Raw genomic sequence first — 12,999 nt, forward strand, 5'->3', positions numbered from 1 at the left:
AAGGCAAAGTCAACAGATTGGGAACTAGATCTTACGATTAATTCTCTATTCACCTGAATATATTTTTAGTCGTTTACCTAAAAAAAATAGGTAACGAACTGATTAAACAATACCATAGACAAATACAAATGTATCTGCCGAAATCCAAACTCTGGATCTCTATGTCAATGAACGTATTTTAAAAAGAAAAAGTAGTTATAAAACTACTTTTTCTTGTGTCGGTTAGCTCTTCTACGCTTCTTGCGCTTGTGTGTAGCTACCTTATGTCTCTTTCTTTTCTTACCGCTTGGCATAAAGTTCTTTTTTTAAGTTAATTATTTTACGTGTACGTTGCTCTTAACTCCTTCTACAAAAACCTTTGCAGGCTTAAATGCTGGAATGTTGTGAGCGGGTATTTTAATAGTTGTGTTTTTGGAAATGTTTCTACCGGTTTTTTCGGCTCTAGTTTTAATGATAAAACTACCAAAACCTCTTAGGTAAACATTATCACCACTTTCTAATGATGTTTTTACCTCTTCCATAAAAGATTCAACAGTTGCCTGTACATCTCCTTTTTCAATTCCCAGCTTATCTGAGATCTTCGATACAATTTCCGCTTTCGTCATCTTTCAATATTAGATTTTCTGTATGTTTTTTCGGGTTGCAAATATATAAATTAAATTCAATCTTTCTTTCTAATGGGTTAATTTTAAGTGTATAAACTGCTACTTTTATGACTTAGTATTTATGAGCATGTCATTTTCGGGTAAAATATTAGATTGGTATCATACAAATAAGCGCAGTTTACCATGGCGCAAGACTACTGATCCATACAAAATATGGCTATCAGAAATCATACTTCAGCAGACACGAGTAGCCCAGGGGACCCCGTATTACCTGAGGTTTATTGAAAATTTCCCTACTGTAAAAGATCTTGCGGATGCAGAAGAAGAGAAAGTTTTGAAACTTTGGCAAGGACTAGGGTATTATTCAAGGGCAAGAAATCTACATACTTCTGCTAAAATGGTAGTAGAACTGTACAATGGTGAATTTCCTGACAATTATAAGAAACTTTTAACACTAAAAGGGGTAGGTGACTACACCGCTAGCGCCATTTCCTCTATATGTTTTAACGAACCGCATGCGGTAGTAGATGGAAATGTCTACAGAGTACTCGCTAGATATTACGGTATAGATACACCTATTAATAGCACTGAAGGCATTAAATATTTTAAATCGTTGGCTCAAAAAGTCATGGATCCAAAAGAAATACGAGACTATAACCAAGGTATTATGGAGTTTGGTGCTATACAGTGCTCGCCCAAAAAGCCTTTATGTTTGCTTTGTCCTTTAAATGATAGTTGTGTGGCCTTGGAAAAAGGCTTGGTAGATGTCTTGCCGGTTAAGTTGAAGAAGACAAAAGTGCGCAGTCGATACTTCAATTATCTTATACCTATATATAAGGATACGGATGGAGACCAATTTACAAGGTTAAATCAAAGAACGGGTAAAGGTATTTGGCAGAATCTGTGGGAGTTTCCTTTGTTTGAATCAAATGATATATTAGAAATAGATGATATTACTATAAGGTATAAAGAAACCCTACATGATATACAGTCTAATGAAGTGTTGTCATTTAATGAAAATTCTATAGTTCATAAATTGTCGCACCAACATTTGCATACAAAGTTTTGGTTGGTCTATACAAATGATGATTTTAAAGATATGATTCCGGTTGAAAAAATAACCGATTTTCCAGTACCTGTTTTAATCGCAGATTTTATCAAAGCATTTAAATTTTAGTACTTTTGGTTTTTATATCTTTAAGTTATGAGCGGTACATTAAATAAGGTGATGTTAATTGGGCATTTAGGTGATGAAGTTAAAATGCACTATTTTGAAGGAGGCGGTAGTATTGGTAGGTTTCCAATAGCTACAAATGAGACGTATACCAATAAATCTACTGGTGAACGTGTAACAAATACAGACTGGCATAATGTAGTGGTTAGAAATAAAGCTGCTGAAATTTGTGAAAAATATCTAAGCAAAGGAGATAAGGTATATGTAGAGGGCAGATTGAAAAATCGTCAATGGCAAGGTGAAGATGGTAATACTAGATATTCTACTGAGGTACATGTTCAAGAATTTACATTTTTGACTACTAAGAAAGAAGGTATGCAGAACAGCGGAGGTTCAGCTCCTGCTGCTCAAAAACCGGCAATTACTGAAAATAAAGCACCATCTAAAGCATCTGCCCCTGCACCTGCAAGTTCAGAGGATGATGATGATTTACCATTCTAACAATATTTAAATAGCAACTATTGGACCCAGACCCCTTACCGTTATTGATGACAACATTGGTTGTAAACGGTGTTTTTGCAATGAATATAGTTGTACTATGTGTACTACTTGTTTGCTCCGCGCTGATTTCTGGTGCTGAAGTAGCTATGTTCGGCTTATCTACGACAGAAATAAAGGAGTTGCAAGATGAGAAAACCGCTAAAAGTTCTATTTTAATCAAACTTCTGGAACGACCAAAAAAGTTGTTGGCCACTATACTAATAGCCAACAATGCTATAAATATTGGTGTGGTTCTATTGTTCAGTGTTATCGGTGATACACTTTTTGAAAATGTCAATAGAATATGGTTTGGTGTACTTTCTGAGCGGTTTCTATTAGAAGTCGTTGTAGCTACTTTTTTAATTTTAATGTTCGGTGAAATTTTACCAAAGGTTTATGCCAATAGAAATAGAATGAGCTTTGCCCATTTTATGGCTTATCCTTTAAGAGTGTTAGATTTTATTTTTTCACCGTTGAGTTTACCAATGCGTTCAGGTACGTTGTTTCTGTACAATAAACTTGGTAAACAGAAATCAAGTTTAAGTGTGGATCAGTTATCGCAAGCATTAGACTTAACTTCTCAAGGCGATACTACCAAAGAAGAAAAAAAGATTTTAGAGGGTATTGTAACTTTTGGTAATACTGACACCAAACAGGTAATGCGACCTCGTATAGATATTTTTGCCCTTAATGAGCAGATGAAATTTCCTGAAGTGCTTGGGGAGATTAAAAAGAATGGATATTCAAGAATTCCGGTTTTTGGCGAGAGTATAGATACCGTAAAAGGAGTGCTGTATGTAAAGGATCTTTTGCCTTATCTAGATAGAAAAACTTTTAATTGGATGTCTTTGATAAGAGAGCCTTATTTTGTTCCTGAGAATAAAAAACTAGATGATCTATTAGGTGAATTTCAAGAGAAGAAAAATCACTTGGCTATAGTTGTTGATGAATACGGTGGTACTTCTGGACTGGTGTCTTTAGAGGATATTATTGAAGAAATTGTAGGTGATATTAGTGATGAGTTTGATGATGAGGATTTAATCTTTTCTAAACTAGATGATTTCAATTATGTATTTGAAGGTAAAACACCTCTTAAAGATTTTTATAGGGTAATTAAGCTAGAGGATAATGAATTCTTTGAGGAGAATAAAGGAGAATCTGAAACCCTAGCAGGCTTTGTATTGGAAAAAGCCGGTAGTTTTCCAAGACGTGGAGAAAAAATAATATTTGAGTCTTATACCTTTGTAGTGGAAGCGATGGACAAGAAAAGATTGAAACAAATAAAAGTAACCTTACCACATGAAGAGTAAGTCATTCGTTAAGTTTTTTGTAGTGTTTTTTTTAATAGTCAGCTGTAAAGATGAGCAAGTGCTGCCTAAGCCGAAAGCAAAAATGCGATTAGAATATCCGCAGGGTAAGCTGGCAGATCTAGAAACAGAGAATTTCAGTTTTAAATATAATCAACTGGCAAATGCAGAGCCAAATGGTGATCAAGCCTATACGATCTCTTACCCAGAGATGAAGGGAGCTATTTTTTTAAGCTATAAAAAGATTAACGGTAATTTATCTCAGTTGATCACTGATTCTAAAAGACTTAGTTACGAACATGCTGCAAAGGCAGATAATATAGTAGAGCAACCGTATGTGAATCCTGATCAGAAAATATATGGTTCTTTATTTGAGGTTCAAGGTAACGCAGCCTCACAATCGCAATTTTTTGTAACCGATAGTACAGAGCATTTTTTAACAGGTTCGGTTTATTTTTATACCAAACCCAATTATGATTCTATTTTACCTGCAGCATCATATCTTCAGAATGATATAAGAGGAATTATTGAAACCCTAAGGTGGAAAAAGTAAAAATTTATGATGACAAAACAAGATTTTTTAGATTGTTATAAACGAATTACTCCATTTGTACACAATACACCTGTACTAACATCAAGGTTGATTGATAAGGAAGTAAATGCTCAGGTATTTTTTAAGTGCGAGAATTTTCAAAGAGCCGGGGCTTACAAAATGCGTGGTGCCACCAACGCTATTTTACAGTTGTCAGAAGAACAAAAGAAAAGTGGAGTGGTAACCCATTCGTCCGGTAATTTTGCCCAAGCCTTATCGTTGGCGGCTCAGAGTGTTGGAGTAACAGCACATATTGTAATGCCCAATACAGCACCTGAAGTTAAAAAAGTTGGAGTAAGGGAGTATGGTGGTAACATATACGAGTGCGAGCCAACGGTAAAAGCAAGGCAATCTTTAGCAGATGAAATAGGAGAGAAAACGGGAGCAACTTTTGTGCATCCTTCAAATGATAATGATGTTATTTTAGGTCAAGGTACGGCAGCATTAGAATTGCTAGAAAAACAACCCGATTTAGATTTTATATTTTGCCCTGTTGGCGGCGGCGGTCTTATTGCCGGATCTGCATTAGCGGTAAAATATTTTGGTCATAACTGTAAAGTTTATGGGGCTGAACCTTTTGAGGCAGATGATGCCTACCGCTCATTACAAAGTGGTAAAATAGAAAGTAACGAAACCACCAACACCATTGCGGACGGATTAAAAACGATGTTGGGAGATAAGAATTTCCCAATAATACAGGAGCTAGTAAGCGGTATTGTTAGAATTACCGAAGATGAGATTGTAACTGCTATGAAATTGGTTTGGGAGCGTATGAAAATAATCATAGAACCCTCTAGTGCTGTAACTGTGGCTGCGGTTTTGAAACAATCAAAAGCACAGCCAGAAGTTTTTCAGAATAAAAAAATAGGCATTATTGTTTCTGGGGGTAATGTAGATCTTTCTAAATTACCTTTTTAGGTATTATTGTTTGCTAAGAATCTCTTCAGCGCGCTCAATACTAGAATTTATATTCTCTTTTACCTGTTGAACTTTCTCTTCTTCTTCATTAAGCCATTTTTTCTTTTCATCGGTAAGCTCTTTACCGTTCATGATTTCATCAGCATCAAAGCGGTCGCCAAAACCTTGCATCCAATCCATCATTGATTTATTGGCTTCTTGAAGATCTTTCATCGCTTTGAATTCAACTGATTCAGCTCCTAATGAATCCGCCATTGGTTTTAATTGGCCTACTAACTTTCCTAAAGTCCCCATTTTTGGCATTACTTCATCATGAATGCTCATTACATTTTCCATTTTAGAAGGCTCTTCTGCTTTTTTGGTTTCTTTACATGATGTGAGCATTAAAAAAGCAGCTAGGGTAAATGTGTATAGTATATTTTTCATTTTAATTGTCTTGTGTGGTAATAGAATTTATTGTGTATTTATAGTCTTTTACTTTTGTGCCGGTGATAATAGTTTTTACCTCTTCAATAGAAATCAAAGTAGGATCAAAAACAATAAGACCATTTTTATTGTCAAAACTAATATCGGCAGAAATAACCCCGTCTCTTTCTTTTAGGTTAGAGGCAATTTTATCTGCACAGCCTTCTTGGCAAGCCATGCCGTCTATTCCAATTTCTACTGAATTTGTTATCCTATTTTCAAGCTTGGTAGTAAAGTTAGATTTTTCTTGAGCTAACGAAATGGAGGTAGATAAGGTGAAAACACTTATAAAGAGAACTAATATTTTAAATTTCATAAGAATAGATTTAATGAATACAAATTATAAGCATATCTGATCATACTGTAAATATACCAAATATGTAAAATGCTTTAGTCAATGTATTTGAAAAATATCTGGATAACAGATTGGTTTAATTAGAAAAAAGCTCACTTTTGTTTTAAAATCATCGGCATTGAAGAATTTAAATCAAAAATGGATTTACCTATTAGTTTTATCACTTATTTGGGGTTCTTCTTTTATACTGATCAAAAAATCTTTAGGAGGGTATACAGCTCTACAAGTAGGCGGGCTAAGAATTGTATTTGCATCGGTACTGTTATTTATATTGGGTTTTAAATCTTTAAAAACACTTTCAAAAAAAGATTGGAAATGGATAACTATTGCCGGACTTTGTAGTTCATTTTTTCCACCATTTTTCTTTGCCTTGGCGCAAACTGAAATAAGTAGCGGAATTACTTCAATATTAAATTCTGTAACACCTTTATTAACTACTTTGGTGGGGTTGGCATTTTTTGGACTTTTTTTAAAAGGTAGGCAGGTTCTAGGTGTTTTAATAGGTTTATTTGGTGCCGTGGTATTAATCGTTGCCGGTATGGAAAATAATGTAGATCAGAATTATTGGTATGCATTGTTCGTTATTATATCCGTTGTGGGTTACGCTTTTAATATCAATATCATTAAAAAGTATTTGTCTCATTTAACCTCCTTAGCTGTAACTACGGCTAGTTTTGGGGTAGCCTTTCTTCCTGCGTTAATTATATTGGTATATTCCGGAGTGTTTCAGCAGTTTGTGGGTAACAGTGCTATGCATGAAGCCGTATGGTATATAATGGCATTGGCTTTTTTAGGTACGGCATTGGCAAATATTCTGTTTAATAAACTGATAAAATTATCTAGTCCGGTATTTGCGGCCTCCGTTACATATTTGATACCACTTGTTGCTGTATCATGGGGGTTTTTAGATGGTGAGAATATTAGTGTTCTTCAGTTGTTAGGCGGGCTCATTATATTATTTGGGGTATGGTTGTTAAATAGAAAAAGACAATAGTTGAGCGGAAATAGTTGTTTCTACTGTAACAAAATGATTTTTAGTTTGTCTTTGTATAGAACTAATCAAAAAAAAGGAAATCATGAAAAAAAGAATAGTAACACTACTGGTGGTGATATTGACAGTTGGTGGAGTTCAGGCACAAGAAAAATCTTACAATGTAAAATCTTTCGACAAATTAATAATTAGTCCACACATAGCAGTGAATTTAGTGGAAGGTGAAGAAGAAAGTGTGGTCATTGAAAATGCAAAAATTTCTTTAGATAAAATAAATGTAGAAGTAGAAGGCAGAACTTTGCGTTTGTATTTAGATGGGGCTAAAGTGGTGACTAAATCTGAGCGAATTTCAACTGATCAATGGCGTGGTAGTAAAGCGCTTTATAATGGCACAATGGCAACTGCAACCGTTACCTATAGAAAGTTAGAAAATTTATCAATAAGAGGAGAAGAGGTTGTGAAATGTAAAAACCTGTTCACTGCAGATGATTTTAAAATGTCTTTGTATGGCGAGGCAAAAGTGTATTTTGATTCGGTTTCTATAGATGAGTTAACAGTAGCTATCTATGGTAGCAGTTATTTGGAAATAGGCGAAGGTGCTGTGGCTAGACAGGTATTTAGAGCTTATGGTGAAAGCGAGGTGAACACGGTAGGTATGATGGCGGAAGAGACTAAGATTACCGCTTATGGCGAGAGTAATTTTAGGGTTAATGTAAAAGATAGGCTAAAGGTAACGTGTTACGGAGAAACCAATGTAAATTATATGGGCAGCCCAGAAGTGGATAAAGGATTAATTTTTGGCGAAGCAACTATTAGAAAAATAGGATAAACCTTAACCTGTAGATTGGAAAACAAAAAACCCGCTTATCAGCGGGTTTTTATTTTTAAACTAAATTATTTTTATTCAAAATCGGTAGGTGATACACCGTCATTGACTTTGATTTCAGAAACTATAAATTCGAAAGATTGAGGCCCTACAGTTTGTATTATTTTAAAAGGAAACATTATGCCTGAAACTTCTTTGTAATCTTCAAAGTTAGAAGTGCTAGAAATTTGTTGTCCTTGCATTTCGGTTACGGTAACCTCTTGTAGTTTAAGTCCGGTTTCGGCATCAAAGAAAGCAGATTTATTTTCTCCAATTTTTAATTTGTAAGCATTTTTATCACCTACCATTTCCATACCTTCTATCGTTACAAACTCATCGTTTACTAATTGAAGTTCAGTGAAAGGAGCAGATTCTTTTTTAATGGCATCCAATTCCTTTTCTTCAAGATCTTTACGCTGACCTTGCATTACCATATAACCGGTATCTCCATTTAGAACTTGTTTGCTTACAGAGTTACCCATCATTTGTACATCTTGCATCAATTGGTCGCTAGATGTTTTTTTGACATTTAAGTCTAGTTTCATTCCTTGCATTTCTGCAGCGGCCATCATGGCCAAGGTGTTTACGCTCTCAAGTTTGTCTTTACCGCCAATAGCTGTTATATACTTTTCAAGTATAGATTTTGCAGATACATTGGTTGGTACGGCAACATCGTAATCAGGAGTTTCAACTCTGTCGGCAGTTTTAGAATAGGCAAGAACCGGAAGTTTCTTTCCTTTATAGTCTATGTTTTGTAGACCAGAAAGAATATCACTGCCTTTGCCAACGACAATTACTCTAGCATTATCTACATTAAAATACTTTTTTGCGGCAGCTTCTACTTCTGCTTTACTAACCTTGTCTAACTTCTCAAGAAATGATTTGTAAAAGTCTTTAGGTAGATTTTCTTTTTCGACATTCAAGGCATATCGAGCAATAGTTTCTGGGTCTTCTAGTGCCATTATGAAACTGCCGGCATAAATCGCCTTGGTAGTTTTTAATTCGTCTTCTGTTACGGGCTTAGTGATAATTTGTTCAAGCTCTTTCAATATTTGAACTACAGAACTATCTGTTACCGTATTTCTTACCTCTACAGAAGCGGCAAATCTAGAAGGACCGTATTTGTCATTTCCTAAAGAGGAATATGCGCCATATGTATATCCTTTATCTTCTCTAAGGTTGAGGTTTAATCTACTATCAGAACCACCACCAAAAATTTGATTCGCCAATAAAGCAGCGATAAAATCGTCATCGCTCATTTTTAGGTTTACAATATTCTGTACCGTAATTTCAGATTGTACCGCATTTGGCATGTCTACAAAGTTAATTTGCGTATTGGGTACGTTCTTAGGTTGAGAATAGGAGAAACTTGGCGGTACGGCTTTTGTCCAAGAAGTAAAGTGTTTCTCGGTTAATGACTTTACTTCTTCAAGGTTGACATCACCAATTACAATTAGGTATGCATTTGCCGGTACAAAATAATCTCTGTAAAACTCCTCAACATCACTAAGGGTTACATTGTTTACGGTCTCTTCGGTAGTAAATTCGCCATAAGGGTGATTTTTACCGTAAGCTAAAGCTCTTTGAACTCGGCTAGAAATTGATGAAACTACTTTCTCTTCAGATTTCAACCCTGTAATAAGTTTATCTTTTTCTTTATCAAATTCCTCTTGTGTAAAATTTGGATAAATAGCGGCATCTGCCATTAGCTCCATCATCCTTGGAAAGTATTTAGAAAGCGATTGGGAATATGCACTTTGAGAGCTAAAATAAAGTCTGGCTCCTAAAAAATCTATTTCTTCATTGAAAGCTTCTTTGGTGATATTTTTAGAACCTAGCCCTAAAAGACTTCCAGTTAAACTTCCTACACCAGCTTTGTTGCCTTCTAATATTGGCGGGTTATCAATAGATAATTGCATAGAAACTCTAGGTAGTTTGTGATTCTCTACAACAAGTACCTTTAAACCATTGTTGAGGTTGAATGATTGCGGTACTCCTAAATTAATTTCGGGAGCTGGTCCTGGTTTGGGCATGACTGTGCGGTCTACCTGTGCTTGTACGGCAATAAAGGAGAATAGTGTTAATAGTAATATATATGTATTTTTCATAATCATTTTTAGTTTGCAGAATTTTGTTCAGGTAAATATTCTAGAACCAATCTTTGGTTGGGCTTTAAATATTTGTTGGCTACTTCTTTAATTTCTTCTCTTGTAATAGATCTGTAAACTTCTATTTCTTTGTTGATAAGAGATGTATCTCCATAAAGGGCATAATAATCTGCAAGCGATTCTGCAATACCTTCTATACTAGAATTACTGTTTACAAATCGGTTTTCAAACTTGTTCTGTAGTTTTTGATAATCATTTTCAGAAATAAGGTCATTTCTCAATTTCTCAACTTCAGTTTCAATAGAAGTATTAAGTGTGCTCAAGCTGGTTTCACCCACCGGAAGTGCAAAAACAATATACATACCGTAATCTTCTAAGGTTACCGGTATGGCACCGATTTGTAATGCCTGCTTTTCTTCATCTACCATTTTCTTGTAAAGCTTTGAAGATGGTCCGTCAGATAAATAGGTAGAAATCATTTCTAGTACTTGGCTATCTCTATTTTTTAGACCGGGAGTTCTATAAGCAATCATAGTAGCCGGTATTTGAATGTTAGAGTCGTAAGCCTTTGCATTAATTTCTGTGGTGATAGGATTTTCTTTTGGAAAGCTTCTTGTAATTTCTGCTCCCTTGGGGATATCCTTAAAATAATCTGAAATCAACTTTTTGGCATTTGCGGTTTCAAAATCTCCTGCAATAACCAAAACGGCATTGTTGGGAGAGTAGAATTTTTTCTGGAAAGCTTTGAATTCATCTAGAGTAGCGGCATCTAAGTCTGCCATTTTTCCAATAACAGTTTCTTTATAAGGATGGCTTTTAAATAGATTCTTTTTAATGTTTTCTATGAATTTGCCATAAGGAGAATTATCAACGCGAAGTCTTTTTTCTTCTTTGACTACTTCATTTTGCGTGTCAACACCTTTTTGGTTGATAACGGGGTGAAGCATTCTTTCAGATTCTAGCCAAAGACCTAATTCTAAATTGTTAGAAGGAAAAACTTCATAGTAGTAAGTTCTATCTTCATTGGTAGTGGCATTACCTGATCCGCCGTTTGCAGATACTATCTTATCCCATTCTCCCTTTTCAATATTTTCTGTACCCTCAAAAAGCAGGTGTTCAAAAAAGTGTGCAAAACCTGTTCTTTGTGGGTCTTCGTCTTTAGAACCTACGTGGTAGAATACGGAGATGGAAATAATAGGGGCAGTGTTATCTTGATGTAAAATAACGTGTAAATCGTTTTCAAGGTTGTACTCTTCGTAGGCAACCTCTTGTGCAAGTCCGGCAAATCCAAAAACGGATAGTGCCGAAACCAGTAGTAATTTCATTTTCATTTAAATTGTTTTAGGTTAGTGTTTACTTGTTCTTTCTTGTTAGTGTGTATTTAGATTAAAATGTTACACTCATCAACAATTTTGTAAGAACAATCTTCAATATATGAATTCTTTAACATTTATAATTTTATTATGTTTTGTTTATTGATTATATTAAAAGTCTAAACAAAAATATATTCGTTATGAAAAATTATACCTTACCTCTTAGATTTGGTGTTGCCGCCAGTGGTTCTTTAATTGCTTATTTTCTAATACTATCGTTACTTGGTCTACATGTGAATGTTTTTTATAGTTTATTCAATGCTGTAATCACAGGTTTTGCCATTTTTGAAGCGATCAAGTATTATAAGTTAAAAAAGGGTAGTGAATTTAGTTATGCAGGTGGTTTTATGGCAGGTTTGATAACCGGTGGTATAGCAACGTTAATTTTCACCATCTTTTTTGCGTTTTATTCTACTGAGTTGCAGCCAGGTTTTTTAGAAGAATTATCTACAAGATGGGCAAACACATATAGAAGTTTTGAAGCCATTGTTTTTTTGGTCGTAGCAACTATGGGTTTTACCAGTAGCATTGTTTTGACCCTTGCATTTATGCAACTATTTAAGACTTCGAACACTACATTGGTGCAACGTGTTTAAAAATCGTAAAAAAGGCTTGTAAATTCACGATTAAGATCTATATTTGCACCCGCCTATGGAAAAAATCCATCAGGTTTAATCATTACATTTAACAATATGTACGCAATTGTAGAGATGGCAGGGCAGCAATTTAAAGTTGCAAAAGACCAGAAAGTGTACGTTCACCGTTTACAAGCAGAAGAAGGTAAGAAAGTTACTTTTGACAATGTTCTTCTTTTAGCTGATGGATCGAACGTTACTATCGGCGCCCCGGCTATAGACGGAGCCGCAGTAGAGGCTAAAGTCGTTAAACACCTAAGAGGTGACAAAGTAATCGTTTTTCACAAGAAAAGACGTAAAGGTTACAGAAAGAAAAATGGACATCGTCAATCTCTTACAGAGATTGTAATTGAATCTATTATTTCTAAAGGAGCAAAGAAAACTGAAACTAAGAAAGCTGAACCAAAGGCTAAAAAAGTTGAAGAAAAAGCAGCTCCTGTAGCAGCACCAAAAGCAAAAGCAAAGAAAGCTAGCGCTAAAGGTGATGATTTGAAAAAAATTGAGGGTATCGGTCCAAAAATCGCTGAAACCTTAAATGGTGCAGGTATTTCTACTTTTGCTGAATTAGCAAAAACAGACGCAGCTAAAATTTCTGAAATTATAGCAGACGTACGTGGAAATCACGTAACTGACACATGGCCAAAGCAAGCGCAATTAGCTGCTGACGGTAAATGGGACGAGTTACAAAAATGGCAAGACGAATTAGACGGTGGTGTAGCTAAATAAGCTGTACCATTAAAGTATAATAATATTTAAAACCTCAGACAATGGCACATAAGAAAGGTGTAGGTAGTTCGAAAAACGGTAGAGAATCAGAATCGAAACGATTAGGAGTTAAGATTTATGGTGGTCAAGCTGCTATCGCTGGTAACATTATCGTTAGACAGCGTGGAACAAGACACAATCCTGGTGAAAATGTTTACGCAGGAAAAGACCATACATTACACGCACGTGTAGATGGTTTAGTAAAGTTTACCAAAAAAGCTGGTGGAAAATCATTTGTTTCCATAGAGCCTTTTGAAGCATAAGCTTTAAACAAATTATTTAAAAAACCCTCTTCAGCAATGAAGA

Annotated in this window: 15 protein-coding genes; 10 read left to right on the forward strand and 5 right to left on the reverse strand. The window is 35.1% G+C overall.

Annotated elements, in window-relative coordinates; all coding sequences use genetic code 11:
• Positions 1–314 precede the first annotated feature (314 nt).
• Positions 315–605 (reverse strand): HU family DNA-binding protein, encoded by a 291-nt coding sequence (locus ABJI11_RS14755; RefSeq protein ID WP_027065813.1) that lies wholly within the window; start codon positions 603–605, stop codon positions 315–317.
• A 127-nt stretch (positions 606–732) separates the two neighbouring features.
• On the opposite strand from ABJI11_RS14755, the gene mutY reads away from it, so the two are divergent.
• From mutY to ABJI11_RS14780, 5 genes are read left to right on the forward strand one after another with little or no spacing between them, the layout of a single operon-like run.
• Positions 733–1,782, forward strand: a complete 1,050-nt coding sequence (mutY, locus tag ABJI11_RS14760; protein ID WP_348353857.1) for an A/G-specific adenine glycosylase — start codon at positions 733–735, stop codon at positions 1,780–1,782.
• Positions 1,783–1,809: 27 nt separating this feature from the next.
• Positions 1,810–2,280 (forward strand): single-stranded DNA-binding protein, encoded by a 471-nt coding sequence (ssb, locus tag ABJI11_RS14765; RefSeq protein WP_348353790.1) that lies wholly within the window; start codon positions 1,810–1,812, stop codon positions 2,278–2,280.
• A gap of 47 nt (positions 2,281–2,327) precedes the next feature.
• Positions 2,328–3,629 carry a gliding motility-associated protein GldE gene (locus tag ABJI11_RS14770; protein ID WP_348353860.1) on the forward strand — a complete coding sequence of 434 codons (1,302 nt, stop codon included), beginning with the start codon at positions 2,328–2,330 and terminating at the stop codon, positions 3,627–3,629.
• Positions 3,619–4,179, forward strand: a complete 561-nt coding sequence (gene gldD / locus ABJI11_RS14775; protein ID WP_348353793.1) for a gliding motility lipoprotein GldD — start codon at positions 3,619–3,621, stop codon at positions 4,177–4,179. The genes ABJI11_RS14770 and gldD overlap by 11 nt, the downstream gene beginning before the upstream one ends.
• A gap of 9 nt (positions 4,180–4,188) precedes the next feature.
• Positions 4,189–5,136 (forward strand): pyridoxal-phosphate dependent enzyme, encoded by a 948-nt coding sequence (locus ABJI11_RS14780; protein ID WP_348353863.1) that lies wholly within the window; start codon positions 4,189–4,191, stop codon positions 5,134–5,136.
• A 3-nt stretch (positions 5,137–5,139) separates the two neighbouring features.
• On the opposite strand, the gene ABJI11_RS14785 is transcribed toward ABJI11_RS14780, so the two are convergent.
• Together ABJI11_RS14785 and ABJI11_RS14790 are read right to left on the reverse strand one after the other, a co-directional pair.
• Entirely contained in the window at positions 5,140–5,562 is a 423-nt protein-coding gene (locus ABJI11_RS14785; RefSeq protein ID WP_348353796.1) for a hypothetical protein, read from the reverse strand.
• A gap of 1 nt (position 5,563) precedes the next feature.
• Complete coding sequence (locus ABJI11_RS14790) at positions 5,564–5,917, reverse strand: heavy metal-associated domain-containing protein (RefSeq protein WP_348353799.1); 354 nt, start codon at positions 5,915–5,917, stop codon at positions 5,564–5,566.
• A gap of 157 nt (positions 5,918–6,074) precedes the next feature.
• On the opposite strand from ABJI11_RS14790, the gene ABJI11_RS14795 reads away from it, so the two are divergent.
• Positions 6,075–6,950, forward strand: coding sequence for an EamA family transporter (locus ABJI11_RS14795; RefSeq protein WP_348353802.1), 876 nt, complete (start codon positions 6,075–6,077; stop codon positions 6,948–6,950).
• 82 nt (positions 6,951–7,032) lie between these two features.
• Positions 7,033–7,776 carry a head GIN domain-containing protein gene (locus ABJI11_RS14800; protein WP_348353805.1) on the forward strand — a complete coding sequence of 248 codons (744 nt, stop codon included), beginning with the start codon at positions 7,033–7,035 and terminating at the stop codon, positions 7,774–7,776.
• Positions 7,777–7,847: 71 nt separating this feature from the next.
• Here the strand turns inward: ABJI11_RS14800 and ABJI11_RS14805 are convergent, their stop codons facing one another.
• Positions 7,848–9,920 carry a pitrilysin family protein gene (locus ABJI11_RS14805; protein WP_348353808.1) on the reverse strand — a complete coding sequence of 691 codons (2,073 nt, stop codon included), beginning with the start codon at positions 9,918–9,920 and terminating at the stop codon, positions 7,848–7,850.
• 8 nt (positions 9,921–9,928) lie between these two features.
• Entirely contained in the window at positions 9,929–11,251 is a 1,323-nt protein-coding gene (locus ABJI11_RS14810; RefSeq protein ID WP_348353811.1) for a pitrilysin family protein, read from the reverse strand.
• A 182-nt stretch (positions 11,252–11,433) separates the two neighbouring features.
• Between ABJI11_RS14810 and ABJI11_RS14815 the strand changes: the two genes are divergently transcribed.
• The 3 genes from ABJI11_RS14815 (at position 11,434) to rpmA (ending at position 12,956) form a co-directional block, all read left to right on the forward strand.
• Positions 11,434–11,889, forward strand: a complete 456-nt coding sequence (locus ABJI11_RS14815) for a DUF4199 domain-containing protein (RefSeq protein ID WP_348353814.1) — start codon at positions 11,434–11,436, stop codon at positions 11,887–11,889.
• A gap of 96 nt (positions 11,890–11,985) precedes the next feature.
• The gene (gene rplU, locus ABJI11_RS14820; protein WP_348353817.1) at positions 11,986–12,654 is read left to right on the forward strand and encodes a 50S ribosomal protein L21; all 669 of its coding nucleotides are present in this window, start codon (positions 11,986–11,988) and stop codon (positions 12,652–12,654) included.
• Positions 12,655–12,695: 41 nt separating this feature from the next.
• Complete coding sequence (gene rpmA, locus ABJI11_RS14825) at positions 12,696–12,956, forward strand: 50S ribosomal protein L27 (protein ID WP_276493468.1); 261 nt, start codon at positions 12,696–12,698, stop codon at positions 12,954–12,956.
• Positions 12,957–12,999 lie beyond the last annotated feature (43 nt).

The sequence above is a fragment of the Maribacter sp. genome (assembly GCF_039968975.1).
Lineage (GTDB): Bacteria > Bacteroidota > Bacteroidia > Flavobacteriales > Flavobacteriaceae > Maribacter.